This window comes from Cryobacterium sp. M91 (genome assembly GCF_002929615.1).
Classification (GTDB): Bacteria; Actinomycetota; Actinomycetes; order Actinomycetales; family Microbacteriaceae; genus Cryobacterium; species Cryobacterium levicorallinum.
On record NZ_PJJT01000091.1, the window covers coordinates 220,651 to 243,884 of the forward strand.

The following is a 23,234-nucleotide window of genomic DNA, read 5'->3' on the forward strand; positions in this document are numbered from 1 at the left end:
CGACACAATTTCTCAACCGGATTGAACATACGTGCAAGGAGCCGTTGTGACCCTCGATATTGATCCCGTGCAGTCCGATCGCAGCCGCGACGCCCTCACCGCGGCGCACCTGTACTATCTGCAGGACCTCACCATGGATGCCATCGCTCGGGAGCTGCACACCTCCCGCTCCTCCGTCTCTCGCCTGCTCAGCCATGCTCGGGAGACCGGCTTGGTCGACATCCAAATCAAGTCGCCATTGGATGCCCCGAGTCACCTCGAGCAGCAGCTCGAGGCTCGATTTCGGATCGAAGCGCACGTCGTTCCGGTGCCAGACAGCGCGAGCGACGTCGATCGCCTAGAGCGCGTAGCCCTGTCTGTTGCACGGATTCTCGGTCAATACTTCGACTCGAACATGACCATGGGCATCGCCTGGGGCTCCACCATGAACGCGATCAGCCGACACGTGACGCCCAAACAAACCCACAACTCGCAGATCGTGCAGCTCAACGGTGCCGGAAACATGCGCACGACCGGCCTCGGCTACGCGAGTGAAATTCTCGGACGCTTCGGCACGGCGTTCGGCGCACACATTCAACAGTTTCCGGTGCCGGCGTTCTTCGACGACCCGGCCACCAAGAAGGCGCTGTGGCGGGAGCGCAGCATAAGCCGCCTGATCGACATGCAAGCCACCATGGATATCGCCCTGTTCGGCCTCGGCTCTCCGTTTTCCGGTGTGATCAGCCGTGTCTACGCCGGTGGCTACCTGGAAAAAGCCGAATTCGATGCACTCAGCGCCGCTCAGGTGGTCGGCGACGTGGCCACCGTGTTTTACCGCGCCGACGGTTCGACAGACGGCATTGCTCTGAACGAGCGTTCAACCGGCCCGGAATTCACCGTATTGCGCCGCACCCCGCGCCGCATCTGCGTCGTGGCCGGCCGCTCCAAGCTCGCGAGCCTGCGCGGGGCCCTCGCCGCCCGGCTGATCACCGACTTGTTCGTCGACGAAAGCACGGCCCGGGCCCTGGTCGAGGCCTCCTGAGCCCCTGACCGGAACAGCGGATGTCGCCGGGAATAGTACTGCGCGCGGACTGTTGCACTATAACTAGAAGTAGTACACGTGCTCCGGGGTCGGTGTGATTCCGAACCGGCGGTTAAAGTCCGCGACCCGTTAGCCCCTCGAGAGAGAGGCGAAACGGTTGAGCTGGTGAAACTCCAGCACCGACGGTCAAAGTCCGGACGGGAGGCGCACGAGTCGGTTGGCCCCTACGGTCGACCGGCGGGATTGTGCAGGTCTGCACCCCCATACCCCCGGAGCTCGTCCAATACGGATGAGGGCGGGATGACCAACAACGCGGCAGTGCACATCCTGCACAGCGCCATGCGTCGCGCGCTCGAACTTGCCGCCCAGGGTCCGTCCACCGGCGTCAACCCCCGGGTCGGCTGCGTCATTGTGAACGCTGAGGGCGACACCCTCGCCGAAGGCTGGCACCGCGGAGCCGGCAGCAAGCACGCCGAGGTCGACGCGCTGTCCCAGCTCGCCCCCGGCGCTGCGCGCGGCAGCACCGTCGTGGTCACCCTGGAACCCTGTAACCATGTCGGCCGCACGGGACCCTGCGCCGAGGCCCTGATCGAGGCCGGCGTCGCTCGCGTCGTTTACTCGGTGACCGACTCCGGCGAACGTTCCTGCGGCGGAGCCGACCGGCTGTGCGCTGCCGGAGTCGACGTGCAGGGCAGCCTGCTCGTGGCGGAGGGCGAAGAATTCCTGGGCGACTGGCTCGTTGCCGCCCGCCTCGGGCGCCCGTTCGTCACGCTCAAGTGGGCGTCGAGCCTCGACGGTCGTGCGGCAGCGGCCGACGGCTCCAGCCGTTGGATCACCGGCGGCGCAGCCCGCGTCGACGTGCACCAACGGCGTGGTGCCGCCGCCGCGATCCTGGTCGGCACCGGGACCGTGCTCGCCGACGATCCGGCCCTGACCGCGCGCGACGCCGATGGCGCGCTGCTCAAGCAGCAACCGGTGCCCGTGGTGCTGGGCCGACGTCCGCTGCCGGCATCCACTGCCCTGATCAACCACCCGCAGTCACCGCTGTTTTTTGACGGACGCGACCTTCCCGGCGTTCTCGCCGACCTGCACGGCCGAGGTCTGCGCAGCGTGTTCATCGAGGGTGGACCGACCGTGGCGAGCGCCTTCGTCGCCGCCGGGCTGGTCGACGAATACCTCATCTACCTGGCTCCGACGCTCATCGGCGGCCCCCGGCTCGCCCTCACCGACATCGGTGTGGCCGCGATCGGTGAGCAGCGCCGCCTCGCCATTCTTTCCCTCGACCGCCTCGGTGACGATGTTCTCATCGTCGCCCGACCGCAGACTAACTAAGGAACCCATGTTCACCGGAATCATCGAGGAGCTCGGCCAAATCGTGCGCATCGAGCAGACAGCGGATGCCGCCCGCCTCACCATCCGCGGCCCGCTCGTGATCGACGGCGCGCTGCGAGGCGACTCCATCGCCGTGCAGGGCGTCTGTCTCACCGTGGTCGAGCGCACCGCCGAAACCTTCACCGCCGACGTGATGGCGCAGACCCTGTCGATGTCGACACTGTCCGCGGCCCTCGTCGGCTCCCCGGTCAACCTCGAACGCGCCGCCCTCGTCGGTGGACGCCTCGGCGGCCACATCGTGCAGGGCCACATTGACGGCACCAGCACGGTGCTTAGCCTCACGCCCGGTGATGCCTGGCGAGTGCTGCGGTTCAGCCTCAGCGCCGAACTCGCGCCGCTCGTCGTCGGCAAGGGTTCGATCGCCATCGACGGCGTCTCCCTCACGGTGAGCAACATCAGCCCCGCCACCGAGACGGATCAGTGGTTTGAGGTGTCGCTCATTCCCGAGACCCTCACGGTGACCACCCTCGGCGAGCGCGCCGTCGGCGACCGAGTCAACATTGAGACGGACATTCTGGCCCGCCACGTTGAACGGATGCTCGCCCTGACGGCGACCCACAATTCCCAGCACGTCACCACCCCAAGGAGCGCATCATGAGCCTCGCCGATATTCCCTCCGCACTCGACGCCCTACGCCTCGGTCGACCGGTCATCGTCGCCGACGACGAGGGCCGCGAAAACGAGGGAGACGTCATCATCTCGGCCCAGCTCGCCACGCAGGAGTGGATCGCCTGGACCGTGCGCTACTCTTCCGGCTTCATCTGCGCGCCGATGACGAATGAGATCGCTGACCAGCTCGACCTGCCGGTGATGGTCTTGAACAACGAAGACCCGCTCGGTACCAACTACACCGTGAGCGTCGACGCGGCCGATCGGCTGTCGACCGGGATCAGCGCCGCCGACCGGGCCCACACCTTGCGAGTTCTGGCCGATCCGGCGTCGGCACCGGCCAGCCTGCACCGCCCCGGCCACATCCTGCCGCTGCGCGCCCGCGACGGCGGTGTGCGCGAGCGCAGCGGCCACACCGAAGCCGGCGTCGACCTGATGAAACTAGCCGGTCTGGTTCCGGTCGCGGCGATCGCTGAGATCGTCGCCGAAGACGGCGAGATGATGCGACTGCCCGGCCTGCTCGAACTCGGCGAGCGCGAGGGGCTGCACGTCATCACGATTAAAGACCTGATCAGCTACCTCGACGAGTTCCACCCCAACGCAGCGCTGCCGACGATCGCGCCACTGATCGAGGCGCCGCGGGTCGACTTCGAGGTGGAGACCACCGTCCCCACCCGGCACGGCCTCTTTCGGGTGCGCGCCTACCGAGACCGTTCCACCGGCGCCGACCACGTCGCCTTCGTCGCCGGCAACCCGGCCAATGGCGCCATCGTGCGGGTTCACTCCGAGTGCCTCACCGGCGAAGCGTTCGGCTCACTCAAGTGCGAGTGCGGACCACAGCTCGACGCCTCACTCGACATCATCCAGGAGGAAGGCGGCGTGGTCGTCTACCTGCGCGGCCAGGAGGGGCGCGGCATCGGCCTTATCAATAAGCTGCGCGCCTACGAGCTGCAGGAAGACGGCCTCGACACCCTCGACGCCAACGTGGCGCTGGGTTTGCCCGTCGATAGCCGCGAGTACGGCGCGGCCACCAGCATCCTGCACCAACTAGGGTTGAGTTCGGTGCGGCTGCTCACCAACAACCCCGAGAAGGTACGTCAACTCGAACTGCACGGCGTCGCTGTGACCGAGCGCGTGCCACTCGTCGTGGGGATCGGCGAATACAACGAGGAATACCTCGCCACCAAGCGCGACCGCATGGGGCACCACATCACCGACACCGAAATCATGAACGGAATCGCCTAATGGCCGGCACAGGACCCACCCTCAGCGTTGACGGCACCGGCTTGCGCGTCGTCATCGTCGCGGGCCTCTGGCACGACGTGATCACCGACGGCCTCATCGCCGGCGCAACCCGCGTGCTCGAAGCGAGCGGAGCCTCCTGGTCGCTCGTGCGCGTACCGGGCAGCTTCGAACTGCCCGTTGCCTGCAAGGTCGCGCTCGAAAACGGGGCCGACGCGGCCGTCGCCCTCGGCGTGATCATCCGGGGCGGCACTCCACACTTCGAGTTCGTCTCCAATGCGGCAACGGATGGTCTCACTCGCGTTGCGCTCGACACCGGCAAGCCCGTGGGCTTCGGCGTGCTGACCCTCGACGACGAACAGCAGGGCCTCGACCGGGCCGGACTGCCCGGATCGCAGGAAGACAAGGGCGAGGAGGCGGCATCCGCTGCCCTGGCCACCGCAATTCTGCTGCGCGAGCTGCGCAGCTAGCTTGTAGCGCATCGTCGTCACCTAGGCTGAACGCATGGACCTTCTGCGCAATATTCTGCTCATTCTGCACTTCGTCGGCCTCGCCTCGCTACTCGGCGGCTTTCTGGTGCAGATCAAGGCGATCATTGCCGGCAAGGGCACGATCGTCGCCGCCATGTTCCACGGTGCGCTGACCCAGCTGGTCACCGGCCTGCTCCTCGTCGGCGTCATCCAGGTGGGTACCCTCGGTCACATCGACAACACCAAAATCGGCATCAAGCTGCTCGTGCTCATCGTGATCACCGTGCTGGTCATCGTGAACCGCAAGAAGCCGAGCGTCTCATCGGTCGTGCTCTGGGCCATTGGAGCCCTCACCCTGGTCAACGTGGTCATCGCGGTACTCTGGAAATAGCTTTTTCTCCGCGAAAGTCGGCACACCAGTGCTTCACGCGTAGTATCCGCTGTCGCGCGTTGACCCAGACCCCCCGGGGGTAGGGTAATTGGTGACCTCTACACGCGGCCACACCATCATTCGTGCGTAAACGCTACCGCGGGAAGTCCGATCGACTTGCGGGTTTCGTTGGCGCTCAGCCATCACACCGGAGCGTTCCACCCCCATGTCAACAACCACAGCGTCAATTCCGACGCCGACCAGACCGCTCAATCCGAAGAGCCGCGTCATCATGGCGAGCCTCATCGGCACGACCATTGAGTTCTACGACTTCTACGTTTACGCCACCGCCGCCGTCCTCGTGTTTCCGCACCTGTTCTTTCCCACCGGCAACGAGACCACCGCGTTGCTCGCCTCCTTCGCCGTGTTCGGCGCCGCCATGGTCGCCCGCCCGATCGGCGCCCTGTTCTTCGGCCACTTCGGTGACCGCAAGGGACGCAAGGCCACCCTGGTCGGTGCACTGCTCACCATGGGCATCGCGACGTTTTTGATCGGCCTACTGCCGACCTACGACATGATCGGCTGGTGGGCACCGTTCATGCTCGTCATTCTGCGCCTGGCCCAGGGCTTCGCCCTCGGCGGGGAATGGAGCGGCGCTGCACTCGTGGCAACCGAAAACGCCCCGGTCGGCAAGCGTGCCTGGTACGGCACCTTCCCCCAGGTCGGCGCCCCGCTCGGCTTCATCATCGCCAACAGCCTATTTCTCGGCCTCGCGCTCGCACTGCCGTCGACCGACCCGACCCGCCCGTCCGAGGCATTCCTCGAATGGGCCTGGCGCATCCCCTTCCTGTTCTCGGCCGTCATGGTCATCGTCGGACTCTGGGTGCGTCTGCGCCTGGTCGAAAGCGAGGTCTTCACGAAGGTCGTCCAGGCCAAGCGTGTCGAGAAGCTGCCGCTCGCTGCGGTATTCAAGTCGAACTGGCGCGAACTCATCCTCGGCACGTTCATCATGCTCGCCACCTACGTGCTGTTCTATCTGATGACCACGTTCACTCTCAGTTACGGCCGTGCCGCAACGGATGCCGCGCTGCCGGGGCTCGGATTCAGCTACAACACCTTCATCCTCATGATGATTCTCGGCGTGGTGTTCTTCGGAATTTTCACCCTCGCCTCCGGCCCGTGGGCCGACAAGCACGGGCGCCGCAAGACGCTCATCATCGTGACCATGTTCATCATCGTGTTCGGGTTTCTCTTCGTGCCCCTGCTCGGTGCCGGCGACCTCAGCGTCATGCTGTTCCTCATCGTCGGATTCTCACTCATGGGCATGACCTTCGGGCCGATGGGCGCGCTGCTGCCCGAGCTGTTCCCGACCAGCGTGCGCTACACCGGCTCCGCGTTCGCCTACAACATGAGCTCCATTCTCGGCGCGGCCGTCGCCCCGTTCATCGCCGTCTGGCTGTGGACAATCGGCGAGGGCAGCCCGTTCTGGGTCGGCATCTACCTCTCGATCATGGGCACCATCACCCTGATCGCGCTGATCCTGAGCCGCGAAACGAAGGACCTCGACCTGCACCGGTAGGTCCAGCCGCACCAGCATCCGCTCCCCCTTGCCGCTGGCGAGGGGGAGCGTTGTCTATGTCAGGAACAGGGCCTTCAGGCGACGGGTGGTCATGACCACGCCGATCACGATCATGACGGCGTAGTAGAGCACGTGCCAGAGCAGGCCAGCATCCACCTGGCCGGTGGTCAGGCCGCGCACGAGCTCGACACCATGCCAGAGCGGCAGCGCCTGAATCACATACTGAACGCCCGGCGGATACACGCTCAGCGGGTAGAACGTGGCCGAGAACAAAAACATCGGTAGCAGCACGAAGGTGATCCAGTCCATCTGCTGGAACGTGTTCATATAACTGGTCACCGCCATGCCGACGGATGCGAATCCAAACGCGATCAGCAGCACCGCCGGCAGCGCGAGCAGCGCCCACCAGGACAGGTTCAGGCCGAGCGCCTGCATCACGAGCAGGAATCCGGTCGCGTAGAGCAGCCCCCGCGCCAGGGCGAGCGAGATCTCGCCGAGGGCCACGTCGAGCGGGCCAAGCGAGGTGGCCAGCATCCCCTCGTAGAGTTTGGCGAATTGCATCTTGAAGAAGACGTTCCAGGTCGAATCGTAGATGGCACCGTTCATCGCGGCGACGGCGAGCAGCGCCGGGGCGATGAAAGCGGCGTACGGCACGCTCTGGCCGTCGTCGGTCTGTACCTGGCCGATCAGCGCCTCCAGGCCGAGGCCCATCGACAGCAGGTAGAAGATCGGCTCGACCATTCCGCTGAGCACAACGAGCGAGTTGGTGCTGCGCGTCGCACGCCAGCCGCGCGCCATCACGCTGCGCGCATTACCGGCGTAATACTTACCGACACCACGGCTTCCGAACAGCCGTGGCGGGCGAGCAGCAGTGACGAGCGTCGACGAAAACCTCATTTGTTCAACCTCGCGGCCGTGAGGCGACGCGCCCAGATCCAGCCGACAGCGAGCAGGGCGGCCAGATAGAGCGCGTGCAGGACGCTCAGCCAGATCGGTTCCGGTCGGCCATAGGCGAAGACGCGGGACAGTTCGGTGCCGTGCCAGAGCGGTGAGATCCAGCCGAGCCAATGCAGGTAGGTCGGCAGCACGTCGAGCGGAAAGAACGTGCCGGAGAACAGCGTCATCGGCAGAATCACGAAGCGCTGCACCATGGCGAGCTGGCCGGTGTCGTCCTTGAGGGTGGCCGTGTACGCCATTAGGAGCGCGCCGAACGAGAGGCCGGTGAGTAGCGCCACGAGCACCGCCACGGCACCGAGCGGGCCAGGAACCGCACCAAAAATGAGCATGAAGACAGAGAAGATGGCGCAGGTGAGCAGCATGCGTGCCGCTACCGAGATGACGATGCCGTTGATGATCTGACCGGGTTGAATCGAACTCGCGTTCATACCGAAGAAGGTCGGGTTCCATTTGAAGCCGAGCATGATCGGGTAGCTGAACTCCTCGGAGGCGACTGCAATCGCGCTGCTCGCGAGCAGCGCCGGTGCGAGAAATTCAAGGTAGCTGACCCCGTTGACGGCGTTGTCGCCGAGATTGCCGTCGACCAGGCTGGCCAGGCCAACGCCCATCGCGTAGAGGTAGACGAGCGGGCTGCCGATCGCGGTGAACAGCACCGTCTGCGCGTACGACCGCATGACCCGAAACCGGTGCTCGGCCACATACCAGGAGCCGTAGCGGCGGGTGCGGGCGGCCGAGACGACAGCCGCCGCGACTGCCTGCGAACGGATGCTGTCGGTCGCCCCGCCAGCATCCCGAGCGTTGTCGAAATCGCCCGCGCTCATTCGATCAGGTTTCGGCCGGTGAGACGGAGGAACACGTCCTCGAGGCTGGAACGGCGTACCAGGCTCGTGATCGGGTGCAGGCCGGCCGCGGTCATCCGCTCTAATTCTCGCTCGCCGCTATCGCTGTAGACCAGAATGCGGTCGGGCAGCACGTCGACCCGTTCGCCGAAACCGCTCCCGCCGAAGCTTTGAAGGCGGTCGGCGACCTCGGCATTCTGGGCTGAGCCGAAGCGCACCTCGAGGACCTCGCGGGAGGAATACCGGCGGATCAGGTCGGCCGGAGAACCCTCGGCCATGATGCGGCCCTTGTCGACGACGATGAGGCGGTCGCAGAGCTGCTCGGCTTCGTCCATGTAGTGGGTGGTGACGAGCAGCGTCGTGCCCTGTTCCTTGAGTCGAAACAGGCGGTCCCAGAGAATGTGGCGTGCCTGCGGGTCGAGTCCGGTGGTCGGCTCGTCGAGCAGCAGGATGCGCGGGTCGTTAATAAGCGCCCGGGCGATGGTGAGGCGCCGTTTCATGCCACCGGAGAGGTCGTCGACCTTGGCTGTGGCCTTGTCCTGGAGCTGGGCGAACTCGAGCAGTTCGTCGGCCCGGCGGGCGACTCGGGCGCGCGGCAGCCCGAAGTAGCGGCCGTAGACCAGCAGATTTTCCCGCACCTTCAGCTCGAGGTCGAGGTTATTCTCCTGCGGCACCACGCCGAGTTGGGAACGAATCTCGGGACCGTACCGGTTCGCGTCGAGGCCGAGCACCGTGAGGTCGCCACTCGTGCGGGTGGACACCGCGCCGATCAAGCGCATCGTCGTGGATTTTCCGGCGCCGTTGGGGCCGAGCAACCCGAAGGACTCCCCCGGGGCCACTTCGAAACTGATCCCGTCGACGGCGACGAAGTTTTTCGAGCCGTTGACGGAATAGCTCTTGACGAGATTTCGGGTGACAATGACAGGTTCCGGCACAGTGCCCCACTGTAGACCGATGGCGGGATTGCGGGGAGGCTCGGACGCCGAACGGTTAAGATGAATCAGTGACCACCGCAACCCGCACGCCCGATTCATCCGCTGCCCAGAAGGCCGTCAAGCCGCCGCGCGGCCGACGCGGCCGGCCAGCCCCGACCGGTCCGCGCGCGAAGTTCAGCCAGCTGCTGCCCTACCTCTTCGAGCACAAAAAGGTGCTCGGCGTCGTCATCGTCCTGAGCGTGCTCGGTGCGGCCGCGAGCCTGGCCCAGCCGCTGCTGGTGAGTCAGGTCATCACGATCGTGCAGGCCGGTGACCCGCTCGGTTCGCTGGTTGGAGTACTCATTGCGCTCGTGGTAATTTCGGGCCTGATCAGCGGGTACCAGCACTACCTACTTCAGCGCACCGGTGAGGGAGTCGTGCTCTCCAGCCGCCGCAAGCTGGTCGGACGCCTGCTGCGCCTGCCGATCAGCGAATTCGATGCGCGCCGCACCGGCGACCTCGTCTCCCGCGTCGGCAGCGATACCACCCTGCTGCGCGCGGTGCTCACGCAGGGGTTGGTCGAAGCGATCGGCGGCTCGCTCACCTTCATCGGCGCGCTCGTGGCCATGCTCATTATCGACCCGGTTCTGCTCGGGCTGACCGTGCTCGTGATCGCGGTGTCGGTGGTCACCGTCACCCTGTTGTCCCGGCGCATCCGCACCGCGAGCCAGGCCGCGCAGGCGAAGGTCGGTGACCTCGCCGCGAGCGTCGAGCGTGCCATCAGTGCCATTCGCACCGTGCGCGCCGCGAACGCGACCGAGCGTGAGACGTCCGTGATCGAAGAAGATGCCCGCGGCGCCTGGCGCATGGGTATCAAGGTCGCCAAGATCAGTGCCCTCGTCGTGCCGATCGCCGGCATCGCCATGCAGGTGTCTTTCCTGGTCGTGCTGGGCGTCGGCGGTTTTCGCGTTGCGAGCGACGCCATCACCGTGGCCAACCTGGTCGCGTTCATTCTGTTCTTGTTCATGATGATCATGCCGCTCGGCCAGTTCTTCGGCGCGATCACCTCGGTCAACTCGGCTCTCGGAGCGCTCGGCCGCATCCAGGAGATCATCGACCTGCCCACCGAGGATCAATTCGACCGCGACATCGCGCCGCTCGCCATGACCGTCGGCGCCGCCAACGACAAAGTCAACCCGGAAGCCGCCGCGATCAGCTTCGAGAACGTGCACTTCGGCTACGCGGTGGCTCCGGCTGAGGTCGCCGCTGGTTCAGACGCTGCGCCGACAACGGATACTGCCGGCTCGGCCGAAACGGACGCTGATCTCGACGCCGATTCCATCGGGGAGTCTTCCCTGGGCCCGCGCCCGGTGCTCAAGGGAGTCTCGTTCAGCGCTCCGCGCGGGCTGCGCACCGCGCTCGTCGGGCCCAGCGGCGCTGGCAAGAGCACCATCCTCGCCCTGATCGAGCGGTTCTACGATGTCTCGGACGGCACCGTGCGGCTCGGTGGGCTGGATATTCGTTCGCTGGATCGCACCGCGCTGCGCGCGCAGATCGGCTACGTCGAGCAGGACGCCCCGGTCCTGGCCGGTTCGCTGCGCGACAATCTCACGCTCGCCACCCCCGATGCCACCGATGAGGACTGCATCAAGGTGCTGCAGGCGGTCAATCTGGGTGAAGTGCTCGACCGCGACCCAGCCGGGCTCGGCGCGGCGGTCGGCGAATCGGGTGTGAAACTCTCCGGCGGAGAACGCCAGCGGCTCGCAATCGCCCGGGCGCTGCTCGCGGCCCCGCCGATTCTTCTGCTCGATGAATCTACTTCCAGCCTCGACGGCAAGAACGAGCAGATGATGCGCGAAGCCATCGACGCCGTCGCGGTGGACCGCACGCTCATCGTGATCGCGCACCGCCTGTCCACCGTGGTCGACAGCGACCAAATCGTGGTGCTCGACCACGGCGAGGTCGTCGGCGTCGGCACCCACTCCGAACTCGTCGTCTCCACCCCGCTGTACCGCGACCTGGCCAAGCACCAGCTGCTGGTCTAACACCCCGCGAGAGCGCAAAAAGTGCCCGATTGGAACTCTCAATCGGGCACTTTTTGCGCTCTCGCGTTCAATGGATGGAAGGGTAGCGCAGCGTCACGAGCTGGAAGGGGCGCAATTCCAGGGTCAGGACGGCGTCATCCGTCGCAATGATGGCGGCCGGTGCGACTGGGCGCTCGAGCAGGTCCGTCTCGTGTGCTTCGGCTGCGGCGAATGAGCGGATGACCCGGGCCCGGGACCGGGTCCCGTGCGCCTCGTAGATCCGCACGATCACGTCGCCACTGCCGTCTTCGGCGAGCTTGACCGCCTCGATGACCACGGCAGGGTTGTCGACCGTGAAGAGCGGCTCGATCGGCGTAGAGCCGATGCCCGCGACGGTGCGCAGCGGTAGGTTCAGCCGGTAGCCCTCATATACCGCGTCGGGAATACTCGCGCCGACGCGGAGGGCGACGCGGAATTCGTGCTCGCCCTGATCGGCGGTCGGGTCGGGATAGACGGCGGCCCGTAGCAGAGTCAGTGCAACGGTAGTGCCGATGCGGGCCGCCGCTGCGGGCGGGGCCGTATCCGTCACCCGGTCGGGGCTGGCGGTGCTGCCGACGCGGACTTCTCCGTCACGGCTGGAACCCTGGCTGACGCTGGCATCCTCGCCGGGGCTGGAATACCCAGCTGCGTTCGCGTCCTGCCCGGTGCCGGGGTCACGCCGTGGAGCATCCGTTTCGCCTGGAGCAAACGCGGTGCGGATGATCGCGTGGCCATAGGTGGAGTCGTTGGCAACCGCGACGCCGAAACCCGGTTCGCCGACGTGGACCCAGCGGTGGGCGACGGTTTCGAAACGGGCAGCATCCCAGGAGGTGTTCGCATGCGTCGGGCGGAATATGTGCCCGAACTGGATCTCGGAGGAGGCCCGGTCGGCCTTGACGTCGAGCGGAAAGTTCAGTCGCAGCAGCTTCTGCCGCTCATGCCAGTCGATTTTGACGTGCAGGTCGATCGCGCTTGAATCCGACGCGAGAGTCACATCTTCGACGACCGAAGACTCGCCAAATCGTCGTGTGACGCGCACGCCGACCTGGCCGACCGGACGCTGGTCGAGCTGCTCAACCGAGTCGGCATCGGTGAGTGCCTCGAACAGGCGCGCGTGCGGGGTGTCGATGTCCCAGGCATCCCACTGAGTGGGGGTGTCCCGGTGCAGGGTGAGCAGGTTGGCTCGCGCTCCGGCCGGCACGACCTGGCGGTCAACGTGCCGATCGTAAACCGAGGTGAACAGTCCGTCGTCGTCGATCGTGACGGAGACGTGCTCGTTCGTCAGGACCCAGCCGGCCGGAGTGCGTGAGATTATGGCCCCGGCGTGCGCGGCGGCAGAGTCCCCCACCGCAGTCGCGGAAGCGCGCACGGGAGCAGTCTCCCCAGCATCCCGGCCCGAACCCTCCGCGCTCGTCGCCTCGTCACCCGCAGCACCGGCGCCGAGAGCATCGGCACCCTGAGTATCGGCGCTCGCGCTGCCGCCGAGCGCCGGCACGCCCGCCCGCGCATAGGGCCCCGCATTGAGCACGACCGCGCCATCGCCCGGCCCGACGAGCGCACGAATGGATGCCACAATCACCCCATCGAGCACGCCAGCGACCCGCACATACTCGCGCTCGGCCTGCGCGTGCACCCAAGCGATCGATGACCCCGGAAGGATGTCGTGAAATTGTTGCAGCAACACCGTCTGCCACGCGTTCTCGAGTGCCGCCCGCGGATACTGCGCCCCCACGCGCACGGCGGCCGTCGTCGCCCACAGTTCCGCCTCCCGCAGCAGGTGCTCGCAGCGCCGATTCCCCTGCTTGGTGCGAGCCTGGGAGGTGAGCGTGCCGCGGTGAAACTCCAGATACAACTCGCCCGACCACACCGGCGGCGCCGCATACTCGGCCTCCGCCGCTTCAAAGAACCGCCGCGGGCTGGACAGTTCGACCGTCGGCGATCCCTCAAGCGACGCGGTACGGTGGGCAGCGGCGATCATCTCCTCGGTCGGACCGCCGCCACCGTCGCCCCAACCGAACGGCACGAGCGAGGTATTGGCCACGCCCTTCTCCGCGAACAACCGCTCGGCCCTGGCCAGTTCCAGACCGGAGAGCTGCGCGTTGTAGTCGGCAACCGGTGGAAAGTGCGTGAAGACGCGGCTGCCGTCGAGCCCCTCCCAGAGAAAGCTGTGGTGCGGAAACAGATTCGTGTCGTTCCAGGACAGCTTCTGGGTGAGAAACCAGCGACTGCCGGCGGCACACGCGATTTGAGGAAGTGCCGCGGAGTAGCCGAACGAGTCGGGCAGCCAGACTTCGAGCGGTTCCACCCCGAACTCGCGCAGAAAGAACCCCTTGCCGGCCACGAATTGCCGGGCCAGGGCCTCGCCGCCGGGCATATTCGTGTCGAATTCAACCCACATCCCTCCGACCGGAACGAAGTTGCCGGCCGCGACGGCTTTACGCACGCGCTCGAACAGCTCCGGGTAGAACTGCTGGAGCCAGGCATACTGCTGCGCCGACGAGGCCGCGAACACAAAGTCGGGGTGCCGGTCGATCAGGTCGAGCACGTTGGACCAGGTGCGTGCGACCTTGCGCACGGTCTCACGCACCGGCCAGAGCCACGCGCTGTCGATGTGCGCGTGGCCAACCGCGTGCACCCGGTGCGCGCTGGCGTTGGCTGGGCTGGCGAGCACCGGAGCCAGGGCGGCGCGTCCGGCTTCCGCGGTGCCGCCCACATCGTTGGGGTCGAGCAGATCGAGGCAGCGTTCCAGGGCGCGCAGAATGTTCGCCCGCCGCGGCGATGCGGCCGAAAGCTCGCGGCGCAGTCCGTCGAGTGTGAACACGTCCTGGGCGAGCTGCCAGACCTGCGTGTCGCGCTGGGCGACATCCGCTTGGCGAAGCAGGTAGAGCGGTGTGCTGCCGGCGGTGCCAAGATCGCCGAGCAGGGTGGGAGTGAAGCTGAAGTCGGCGGCGATATTAGGGTTGGCGGCGGCCTCGATATAGAGGTCAATGGTGTCGCCGACCACCGTCACGGTGCGATTTAACGATTCCACGCCCTTGAGGACCCGGCCATTCGAGCTATAGGCGGTGCCCTCGGCCTGGAAGCCCGGCACAGCGACGGTGAACCCGAGGTCGACGACGACCTCGATGCGGGTATCGGCCAGGCCGGCCCATTTGGACGGTACCACTCCGGTGAGATGAAACCAGACAGTGCCCCACGGCCTTCCCCACGACTCGCCGACGACGAATGGTTCAAACGGATGCGAGACCGCCTCGGCAAACGAGACCGGCTCCCCCGGCGCGACCCAGGCGGTGACCGTGAGCGGCGCGGTGGCCCGGTAGATCGCTGGCTGCAACCGTTCGCGAACAAAACGGTTCAGCCGGGCCTCGACCAGTGCGCTGTCGTCATGCATGCTGGCATCCTACGACCGTCGCGCGCGGGCCGTTCGGCCGGTTCCCGGCGGGTTCCTGCGCGATGCCGGTCTATGAGGCCCTGGGCCCACCTTGTGACACCCGGCCCACGATAGATCATGGGCCCGCTTTCCGGGCCCGGAAAGTAATGCACGCACGGGAGGAACACGAACGGCCCCGCCACCTGCGTGACGGGGTCGTTCGCACTGCAGGAACTAGTCCTTGAGGTGGTAGCGCACGCTTGCGAGTTCGGCGCGCAGTGCCGGCGGAACCTTGTCGCCGAACTTGTCGAAGTATTCCTCGGTCAGGTCGCACTCGGCGAGCCAGCTGGTCTGGTCGATCGCAAACAGCTGGTCAACGGATTCCTTGGACAGGTCGAGACCGTCCAGGTTCAGCGCACCTTCGGCCGGCAGCAGTCCGATCGGGGTGTCGACGGCGTCGGCGCTGCCCTCGATGCGACGAATCATCCATTCGAGAACCCGCGAGTTCTCGCCGAATCCGGGCCAGATGAAGTCGCCGTCCGGGCCCTTGCGGAACCAGTTCACCTGGAAGATCGCCGGGGCGTTGGTGCCGAGTTCCTTGCCGACCTTGAGCCAGTGGCCCCAGTAGTCGGCCATGTTGTAGCCGCAGAACGGCAGCATCGCGAACGGGTCCCGACGCAGCTCGCCGACGATGCCGTCAGCGGCCGCGGTCTTCTCGGAGGAGATCGTCGCTCCCATGAAGACGCCGTGCTTCCAACTGCGGGCCTGGGCGACCAGCGGAACGTTGGTCGCGCGACGGCCGCCGAAGACGATGGCGTCGATCGGCACGCCGCCGGCCGCTTCCCAGTCGTCGGCGATCGACGGGCACTGGGCGGCCGCAACGGTGAAGCGCGAGTTCGGGTGGGCGGCGGTTCGACCGGAGTCGGGCGTCCAGTCCTTACCCTGCCAGTCGATCAGGTGATCGGGAGCCTTGTCGGTGAGCCCTTCCCACCAGACATCTCCGTCGTCACGCAGGGCGACGTTGGTGAAGATCGTGTTGCCCCACATGGTGGAGACGGCGGTCGGGTTGGTGGTTTCACCGGTTCCGGGGGCGACTCCGAAGAAGCCGGCTTCCGGGTTGATCGCCCAGAGGCGTCCGTCTTCGCCCTGGCGCAGCCACGCGATGTCGTCGCCGATGGTCTCGACCTTCCATCCGGGAATGGTCGGGCGCAGCATCGACAGGTTCGTCTTGCCACAGGCGGAGGGGAAGGCAGCGGCCACGTGGAACACGCCACCCGCGGGTGAGATCAGCTTGATGATCAGCATGTGCTCGGCCAGCCAGCCCTGATCGCGGCCCATCACCGACGCGATGCGCAGCGCAAAGGACTTCTTGGAGAGCAGGGCGTTTCCGCCGTAGCCGGAGCCGTAGGACCAGACCTCGCGGGTATCGGGGAACTGCACGATGTACTTGTCATCGTTGCAGGGCCATTCCACATCGGGACGGGTGATTCCCGATGCGTCGACGAGCGGGTACCCGACGCTGTGCACGGTGTGCACCCACGGGTCGCCGGCTTCGATCATAGTCAGCACGGTCTCGCCCATCCGCGTCATAATGCCCATGTTGAGCACGACATAGGGGGAATCGGTGATCTCAACGCCCAGCTGCGAGATGGGTCCGCCGAGCGGGCCCATCGAGAACGGCACGATGTACATTGTCCGACCGCGCATGCTGCCGGCGAAGACACCACGCAGTTCGGCGCGCATCTTGACCGGTGCGGCCCAGTTATTGGTGGGGCCGGCATCCGCTTCATCGTTGGAGCAGATGAAGGTGCGGTTTTCGACGCGGGCAACGTCTTTCGGGTTGGTGCGGGCGAGAAAGCTGTTGGGGCGCCATTCCGGGTTTAGGCGGATGAGCTGGCCGGAGGCGACGAGCAGTTTGGAGAGCTCGTTGGCCTCGCGCTTGGAGCCGTCGCACCAGACGATCGCGTCGGGCTCGGTCAGGCGGGCAATCTCATCAACCCAGGCCTGCAGGTTGGGGTCGGTGCTGCCCGTGCGCGTCGGGTACGAATCCCCGTTGGTCTGGAGGGAAGATTTGGTGAGAGTCATATGCTGGCCTTTCCGGTCGCCGGGTATCGAGAAAAAGTTGCGAAGTGGTCAAAAACGTCGGGCCCCGTTGCTGTCAGACGCTCTGCAAAACCATAATTTCGTCTTACACACCAACAATGGCCCTGCTTTGAGCCCCAAACCTGCAATATTGCTACTTAAGAAATGCAGTTCTTTAGATATCGTTAAGGAATGTCGCCTCAAGCCTCCGATCTGATCCTGCTCGGCCATCGCATCCGTCACTTTCGGGGGGAGCGCGGTCTCACCCTCGACCAACTGGGTGCGCTCGTTCACCTCGCCGGCAGTCAGCTGTCGCTGATCGAGAACGGCCGTCGCGAGCCGAAGCTGTCGACCCTGCAGGATCTCGCGACGGCCCTCGTTGTAGACCTGGCCGAGCTGCTGCGCCGCGAAGCTCCAAACAATCGGGCGGCGCTCGAGATCGAACTGGACCGTGCCCAGAAAAATCCGCTCTACGGGGCGCTCGGCCTGCCCGTCGTAAAAGTCACTAAGGGGATGCCGCTGCCCGCCATCGAATCGCTGCTCGGCCTGCACCGGGAGCTGTCCCGCCGGGCCAGCGAAGCCATCGCGACGCCGGAAGAGGCGCGGCGAGCCAACACCGAACTGCGCGAGCGGATGCGGGAACAGGGCAACTATCTGCCGGCCATCGAGGAACTGGTCGAGGAACGGGTGCGCGCGAGCGGCCACGTCTCGGGCGCACTCACCCACCGCGAGGTCAGCGTCATGGCCGATCAGCTCGGATTCAGCCTGATCTACGTGAACGATCTGCCCAACTCCACCCGCTCGGTGACCGACCTGGCCAATGGGCGCATCTACCTGCCGCCCGCGTCGATTCCCGGCGGGCACGGCCTGCGGTCGATGGCCCTGCAGGCGATGGGGCACCGGCTGCTCGGGCACGAACGGCCGGGCAGCTACGCGGAGTTCCTCTGGCAGCGGCTCGAGATCAACTACTTCGCGGCGGCCTGTTTGATGCCGCGCGAGGCATCCGTCGCCTTTCTGTCGAATGCCAAGCAGGAGCGCGAGCTGTCGGTGGAGGACTTTCGCGACACCTTCGGCGTGACCCATGAGGCTGCAGCGTTGCGACTGACCAACCTCGCCACCTCGCACCTCGATATGACCCTGCACTTTCTGCGCGTCAACGGCGACGGCGCTCTGCAAAAGGGGTACGAGAACGACGATCTGCCGTTTCCGGTGGACGTGACCGGGTCGATCGAGGGCCAGTACGTCTGCAAGCAGTGGAGCGCCCGCAGCGCCTTCACCCACACCAACCGCACCACCGAGTACTACCAGTACACCGACACCCCGGCCGGTACGTTTTGGTCGGCGACGCAGACCGGGTCAACGGATGCCGGTGAGTTTTCGATCAGCGTCGGCGTGCCGTTTGCGCAGGCGAAGTGGTTTCGCGGGCGGGAGACCACGCAGCGCACGGTGTCGCGCTGTCCCGATGAGTCGTGCTGTCGTCGGCCGAACTCGGATGCGGCCGCACGTTGGGCCGGCCGGGCCTGGCCGAGCGCCCGGCTGCACGCACACGTGCTGTCGCCGCTGCCGTCCGGCACGTTTCCCGGGGTCGACGACTCCGAGGTCTATGCGTTTTTGGAGGCGCACGCGGCAAAGTAGCCGGATTATGTAGATTGGGATCAGGTTTGATCGCCAATAATACCCAGGAGACCGCATGAGACTGATCGAGGCCCCGATTAGCCCCGCCTCGCCCACCCGGGTGCGCGAGCCCGACCGGACTCCCCTGCGCGTCGGTCTCGTGCAGCATCGCTGGCACGCGGACGACGCGACGCTCGAGGCGGAGCTGGCCGAGGGCATCCGTTTGGCGGCTGAGGCTGGCGCCCGCATCGTGTTTCTGCCGGAACTGACCCTTAGCAAATACTCCGGCAATGTACGAGCCACCGGCATTCCCAAAGCGGATGCCGAGCAGCTCCTGGGCGGCCCCACCTTCGCTTTCGCGGCCGAACAGGCACGGCTGCACAGCGTCATCCTGCACGCCTCGCTGTTCGAGCAGCCGGCTGAAGCCGACGAACCGAACGACCCACGCGGTTACAACACGGCCATTCTGGTGTCGCCGGCCGGCGAGCTCCTCGGTCGCACGCGCAAAATGCACATCCCGGTCACGGCCGGGTATTACGAAGACACCTACTTTCGGCCGGGGCCGGCCGAGGACGCGTACCCGGTCTACGACGTGGCCGGTGCACGCCTGGGGCTACCCACCTGCTGGGACGAGTGGTTTCCCGAGGTCTCCCGGCTGTATGGGCTCGGCGGCGCCGAAATTCTCGCCTACCCGACCGCGATCGGATCTGAACCGCTGTTTCCGAACTTCGACACCCAGCCGATCTGGCAGCAGGTCATCGTGGCCAACGGCATCACGAGCGGACTGTTCGTGGTCGTGCCGAACCGGCACGGCGACGAGGGCGACCTCACCTTTTACGGCTCGTCGTTCATCTCCGACCCGTTCGGACGGGTGCTCGTGCAGGCGCCTCGCGGCGAGTCGGTGGCGCTCGTGGCCGACCTGGACCTGACCCAGCGCGAGGAGTGGCTCGCCCTGTTTCCCTTCCTGATGACTCGACGCCCGGACAGTTATGCCGGGCTGGTCGCGCCGGTCGACCCGGCGCATCCGTTTGGATCGGCGATCGCATGACCTGGCGCATGCCAGCCGAAACCGCGCCGCAGGACCGTGTGTGGATGGCGTTTCCGGTGGGCGGCTACACCCTCGGCTACACTGCGACTGAAGCCCACGAAGCCCGCCGCACCTGGGCCGCCGTCGCCCACGCCGTGGCCGAATTCGAACCCGTGCGCATGGTCGTCGACCCCGCCGAGCGCGCCGTAGCCCGGCGCTATCTGTCGGCCGAGATCGAGGTGCTCGAGGCTCCGCTGAACGACAGCTGGATGCGCGACATCGGCCCGAGTTTCGTGCACGACGACACCGGCCGGCTCGGCGCCGTCGACTGGACCTTCAACGGCTGGGGCGGCCAGGACTGGGCCACCTGGGACCACGATTCGAAGATCAGCCGATTCGTAGCAAATGCCGCCGGTGCGGCAGTCGTGTCGTCCGCGCTCGTGAACGAGGGCGGCGGAATCCACGTCGACGGCGCAGGAACCGTGCTGGCGACGGAGAGCGTGCAACTCGGTTCGGGTCGCAACCCCGGCGCCACGCGCGCCTCGGTCGAGGAGGAGCTTCGCCGCACGATCGGCGCGGAGCACGTCGTCTGGCTGCCACGCGGCCTCACCCGCGACCACGAGCGATTCGGCACCCGTGGGCACATCGATATGGTCGCCGCGCTGCCATCGCCGGGCACGATTTTGCTGCACGCCCAGAACGATCCGGGTCACCCCGACTACCCGCTCACCCGCGAATTTCGCGGTCTGCTGGCCGGCGCGCACGACGCGGCCGGGCGATCGTTCACAATCATCGACCTGCCGGCGCCCGCTGTGCTGCGCGACGACGAGGGGTTCGTGGACTACAACTACGTCAATCATCTCGTCGTCAACGGCGGCGTCATCGCCTGCAGCTTCGGCGAGGAGCGGTCCGATTCCCTGGCCCGCGACGTGCTCGCGGCCGCCTATCCCGGGCGCCGCTTGATGTCGGTCGACGCGCGGCCGCTGTTTGCGCGGGGCGGCGGCATCCACTGCATTACGCAGCAGCAGCCGTCTACGCCGCTGCCAGCCTGATCAGGCTTCGACCGGTCGGCGCCTGTTGCGCCACAGGGCGAAGATCAACGGCAGAACGACGACGATTCCGAACATGAGATAGGCCACAGTGCCCAGCTCGTTGTGCAGTAGCTGGACGCCGAAAACCAGTAGGCCGACGTGGAGAATTCTCCAGCCCAGCATGGGCAGCTTCTGGCGAACCGTGGGATTCACATAGTTTCCCGAGCCTCGATTCTGCCCCGATATTCTCGCAGCTCCTGCCAGACCGAGGGCGGTCGAGATGGCGACGAGAACGGTGCCCAGCAGAAGCTCCATCAGCGCTGTGACCCTCGGGCGACCCGCCCATTGTGCCAGGCGCGAATCACGATGAACGGTCCCAGCACGGCAATGGTGAGCAGCACGAAAGCCCAGGCACCGATCTCCGGCGTCATGAGGTTCGCGCCCCAGATCACCAGCGCGACGGCTCCGACATTCAACAAAACGGATGCCCGTGGCCGGCTCGGTGCGCTGGTGAACATGGGCAGCGGCGTCGTTGGGTTCGCCCAGGCCACGAGCAGTACTCCGTAGACGGCACAGGCGAACCCGGCCAGAACGAGGATCGTGCCGAATATCACTGCCATACGAGGGTTCCCCTAAAGAGTCGTTCCTTCGAACCTACAGCTCTACTTCGGCTGCATCCGAATCGCCCCGTCAAGTCGGATAGTTTCTCCGTTGAGCATGGGATTTTCGATGATATGCCGAACCAGGAATGCGAACTCCTGAGGGTCACCGAGCCGGGACGGATGCGGCACCTGGGCTCCGAGAGAATCCCGCACCGGCTGCGGCAGCCCCTGCAGCATGGGCGTGTCGAAGATGCCGGGCGCGATCGACATCACTCGAATCAGGCTCTGCGCGAATTCGCGGGCGAGCGGAAGCGTCATCGCGGCGACGCCGCCCTTGGACGCGGCATAGGCGGCCTGCCCGATTTGCCCGTCGAAGGCAGCGACCGAGGCGGTGTTGACGATGACGCCGCGTTCGGCGCCGCCCTGGCGGCCCGGGTCTCCGACGGGTTCGGTGAGCTGCATCGCGGCGGCAGCCAGCCGCACGACGTTGAAGGTTCCGATCAGGTTGATGCGAATCGCCCGCTCAAAATCTTCAAGCGGCAGCGGGCCGTCGCGGCCGACCGTGCGGGCGCCGGGCGCGATGCCGGCGCAATTGATCACGATGCGAAGCGGCGCTTGGGCCACCGCCGCGTCGACGGCGGCCTGCACGTCGCCGGCGCTCGTCACGTCGCCCGCCACGAAGCGGGCCCGGTCGCCGAGCTCGGCGGCAATTGCGTCGCCGGGAGCGCCGGGGAGATCCAGCAATACGACGGATGCGCCGGCTTCGTGCAGGGTGCGAACGCAGGCCAGGCCGAGGCCGGAGGCGCCTCCGGTAATGAGGGCGGAGCATCCGTCAATCTGCATCAGAGCCTCTCAATCAAGGTGGCGTTGGCCATGCCGCCGCCCTCGCACATGGCCTGCAGGCCCCAGCGACCGCCGGTCATTTCGAGGTGATTGAGCAGCGTGCCGAGCAGGCGCGTGCCCGAGGAACCGAGCGCGTGGCCGAGGGCGATGGCGCCGCCGCGCGGGTTGAGGCAATCGGGGTCGGCGTGAAGTTCGCGCAGCCAGGCCAGCGGCACGCTCGCAAAGGCCTCGTTGATCTCGTAGGCGTCGATATCGTCGATGCCGAGGCCGGCCCGCGAGAGGATGCGCTGGGTCGCCGGAATCACGCCGGTCAGCATGAGCATAGGGTCGCTTCCCATCACGGTGAAGCTGTGAAACCGGGCGCGGGGGTTCAGACCGAGCTGCGCGGCCCTCTTGGCGCTCATGATCAGGGTCGCCGAGGCGCCATCGGTGAGCGGTGAGGAGTTACCGGCCGTGACGTGCCAGCCGAGCTTCGGAAAGCGTTCCGCGAGCGTGTCGGTACGAAAGGCGGGGCGCAGTCCGGCGAGTGAAGCATGCGAGGTGCCCGGGCGGATGGTCTCGTCCTCGCTGATCACGCTGCCGTCCGGCCGGGTGACGGCCACGATTTCGCCGCCGAAATCACCCCGGTCAGCCGCCGCTGCGGCGAGCCGGTGCGAGCGGGCCGCGTAGTTGTCGAGGGCGTCGCGGCCCAGGTTCCACTTCTGATTGATGAGCTCGGCCGACACCCCCTGGTTGACCAGGCCGTCGGGGTAACGCTCGTGCATGAGCGTGCCGAACGGGTCCTGCCCGCCGGCCGTAGACCCGAGGGGTACCCGACTCATCGACTCGACGCCGCAGGCGATGACCACGTCGGCGTTGCCGCTCATCACGGCCTGGGCGGCGAAAGTGGCGGCCTGCTGGCTCGAGCCGCACTGCCGATCGATCGTCGTACCGGGCACGGTGTGCGGAAAGCCGGCACTCAACAGGGCGGTGCGGGTCACGTTATTGCCTTGCTCGCCGGCCTGGCTGACACAGCCGCCGATCACGTCATCGATCAGTGCCGGGTCGAGGTTGTTGCGGCTGACCAACTCACGCAGCACCGTGGCCAGGAGGTCGGCCGGATGGATGCCGTCCAGGGCTCCACCGGGTTTGCCCCGGCCCGACGGGGTGCGCAGAACGTCGATGATGACAGCTTCATTGCTCATGCCCCCAGCCTAGGCCCGACGGGCT

At 66.3% G+C, this 23,234-nt stretch carries 20 protein-coding genes and 1 riboswitch; of the genes, 11 read left to right on the forward strand and 9 right to left on the reverse strand.

Features of this window, described 5'->3' with window-relative positions; all coding sequences use genetic code 11:
- Positions 1-46 precede the first annotated feature (46 nt).
- The 7 genes from CXY80_RS18350 to CXY80_RS18380 all read left to right on the forward strand — a co-directional run bounded on the left by CXY80_RS18350 (position 47) and on the right by CXY80_RS18380 (position 6,683).
- Positions 47-1,021 carry a sugar-binding transcriptional regulator gene (locus CXY80_RS18350; RefSeq protein WP_255411870.1) on the forward strand — a complete coding sequence of 325 codons (975 nt, stop codon included), beginning with the start codon at positions 47-49 and terminating at the stop codon, positions 1,019-1,021.
- 75 nt (positions 1,022-1,096) lie between these two features.
- Positions 1,097-1,234, forward strand: a riboswitch (FMN riboswitch).
- An 87-nt stretch (positions 1,235-1,321) separates the two neighbouring features.
- Positions 1,322-2,353 (forward strand): bifunctional diaminohydroxyphosphoribosylaminopyrimidine deaminase/5-amino-6-(5-phosphoribosylamino)uracil reductase RibD, encoded by a 1,032-nt coding sequence (gene ribD / locus CXY80_RS18355; protein ID WP_233195454.1) that lies wholly within the window; start codon positions 1,322-1,324, stop codon positions 2,351-2,353.
- 7 nt (positions 2,354-2,360) lie between these two features.
- The gene (locus CXY80_RS18360) at positions 2,361-3,011 is read left to right on the forward strand and encodes a riboflavin synthase (RefSeq protein ID WP_092448930.1); all 651 of its coding nucleotides are present in this window, start codon (positions 2,361-2,363) and stop codon (positions 3,009-3,011) included.
- Positions 3,008-4,267 carry a GTP cyclohydrolase II gene (gene ribA / locus CXY80_RS18365; protein ID WP_092448931.1) on the forward strand — a complete coding sequence of 420 codons (1,260 nt, stop codon included), beginning with the start codon at positions 3,008-3,010 and terminating at the stop codon, positions 4,265-4,267. The genes CXY80_RS18360 and ribA overlap by 4 nt, the downstream gene beginning before the upstream one ends.
- Positions 4,267-4,734 carry a 6,7-dimethyl-8-ribityllumazine synthase gene (gene ribH, locus CXY80_RS18370; protein ID WP_104133319.1) on the forward strand — a complete coding sequence of 156 codons (468 nt, stop codon included), beginning with the start codon at positions 4,267-4,269 and terminating at the stop codon, positions 4,732-4,734. Before ribA ends, ribH begins: the two co-directional genes overlap by 1 nt.
- 34 nt (positions 4,735-4,768) lie before the next feature.
- Positions 4,769-5,125, forward strand: coding sequence for a hypothetical protein (locus tag CXY80_RS18375; RefSeq protein WP_104133320.1), 357 nt, complete (start codon positions 4,769-4,771; stop codon positions 5,123-5,125).
- A gap of 205 nt (positions 5,126-5,330) precedes the next feature.
- Positions 5,331-6,683, forward strand: a complete 1,353-nt coding sequence (locus tag CXY80_RS18380; RefSeq protein ID WP_104133321.1) for an MFS transporter — start codon at positions 5,331-5,333, stop codon at positions 6,681-6,683.
- 54 nt (positions 6,684-6,737) lie between these two features.
- Here CXY80_RS18380 and CXY80_RS18385 read toward each other — a convergent pair whose 3' ends face one another.
- The 3 genes from CXY80_RS18385 to CXY80_RS18395 are packed head-to-tail and all read right to left on the reverse strand — an operon-like array spanning position 6,738 to position 9,414.
- Positions 6,738-7,580, reverse strand: a complete 843-nt coding sequence (locus tag CXY80_RS18385; RefSeq protein ID WP_104133322.1) for an ABC transporter permease — start codon at positions 7,578-7,580, stop codon at positions 6,738-6,740.
- Positions 7,577-8,461, reverse strand: a complete 885-nt coding sequence (locus CXY80_RS18390; protein ID WP_104133323.1) for an ABC transporter permease — start codon at positions 8,459-8,461, stop codon at positions 7,577-7,579. Before CXY80_RS18390 ends, CXY80_RS18385 begins: the two co-directional genes overlap by 4 nt.
- Entirely contained in the window at positions 8,458-9,414 is a 957-nt protein-coding gene (locus CXY80_RS18395; RefSeq protein WP_104133397.1) for an ABC transporter ATP-binding protein, read from the reverse strand. Before CXY80_RS18395 ends, CXY80_RS18390 begins: the two co-directional genes overlap by 4 nt.
- Before the next feature lie 68 nt (positions 9,415-9,482).
- Between CXY80_RS18395 and CXY80_RS18400 the strand changes: the two genes are divergently transcribed.
- A complete protein-coding gene (locus CXY80_RS18400) occupies positions 9,483-11,438 on the forward strand; it encodes an ABC transporter ATP-binding protein (protein WP_104133324.1) in 1,956 nt (651 codons plus the stop codon).
- 67 nt (positions 11,439-11,505) lie between these two features.
- Here the strand turns inward: CXY80_RS18400 and CXY80_RS19600 are convergent, their stop codons facing one another.
- On the reverse strand, positions 11,506-14,847 hold the full coding sequence (locus tag CXY80_RS19600) for a glycoside hydrolase family 38 C-terminal domain-containing protein (protein WP_158251706.1): 3,342 nt from the start codon (positions 14,845-14,847) through the stop codon (positions 11,506-11,508).
- A gap of 213 nt (positions 14,848-15,060) precedes the next feature.
- Complete coding sequence (locus CXY80_RS18415) at positions 15,061-16,911, reverse strand: phosphoenolpyruvate carboxykinase (GTP) (RefSeq protein WP_104133325.1); 1,851 nt, start codon at positions 16,909-16,911, stop codon at positions 15,061-15,063.
- A gap of 189 nt (positions 16,912-17,100) precedes the next feature.
- Here CXY80_RS18415 and CXY80_RS18420 point away from each other — a divergent pair, with 189 nt between their 5' ends.
- From CXY80_RS18420 to CXY80_RS18430, 3 genes are read left to right on the forward strand one after another with little or no spacing between them, the layout of a single operon-like run.
- The gene (locus tag CXY80_RS18420; protein ID WP_104133326.1) at positions 17,101-18,543 is read left to right on the forward strand and encodes a helix-turn-helix domain-containing protein; all 1,443 of its coding nucleotides are present in this window, start codon (positions 17,101-17,103) and stop codon (positions 18,541-18,543) included.
- Positions 18,544-18,598: 55 nt separating this feature from the next.
- A complete protein-coding gene (locus tag CXY80_RS18425; RefSeq protein ID WP_104133327.1) occupies positions 18,599-19,570 on the forward strand; it encodes a nitrilase-related carbon-nitrogen hydrolase in 972 nt (323 codons plus the stop codon).
- Positions 19,567-20,601, forward strand: coding sequence for an agmatine/peptidylarginine deiminase (locus CXY80_RS18430; RefSeq protein WP_104133328.1), 1,035 nt, complete (start codon positions 19,567-19,569; stop codon positions 20,599-20,601). Before CXY80_RS18425 ends, CXY80_RS18430 begins: the two co-directional genes overlap by 4 nt.
- Here the strand turns inward: CXY80_RS18430 and CXY80_RS18435 are convergent, their stop codons facing one another.
- The 4 genes from CXY80_RS18435 to CXY80_RS18450 are packed head-to-tail and all read right to left on the reverse strand — an operon-like array spanning position 20,602 to position 23,209.
- Positions 20,602-20,895: a hypothetical protein gene (locus tag CXY80_RS18435; RefSeq protein WP_092448941.1), complete on the reverse strand. Its 294-nt coding sequence runs from the start codon at positions 20,893-20,895 to the stop codon at positions 20,602-20,604.
- A complete protein-coding gene (locus tag CXY80_RS18440) occupies positions 20,895-21,200 on the reverse strand; it encodes a hypothetical protein (protein ID WP_092448942.1) in 306 nt (101 codons plus the stop codon). Before CXY80_RS18440 ends, CXY80_RS18435 begins: the two co-directional genes overlap by 1 nt.
- Before the next feature lie 42 nt (positions 21,201-21,242).
- Positions 21,243-22,025, reverse strand: a complete 783-nt coding sequence (locus CXY80_RS18445; protein ID WP_092448943.1) for an SDR family NAD(P)-dependent oxidoreductase — start codon at positions 22,023-22,025, stop codon at positions 21,243-21,245.
- Positions 22,025-23,209 (reverse strand): thiolase family protein, encoded by a 1,185-nt coding sequence (locus tag CXY80_RS18450; protein WP_104133329.1) that lies wholly within the window; start codon positions 23,207-23,209, stop codon positions 22,025-22,027. Before CXY80_RS18450 ends, CXY80_RS18445 begins: the two co-directional genes overlap by 1 nt.
- Positions 23,210-23,234: the final 25 nt, after the last annotated feature.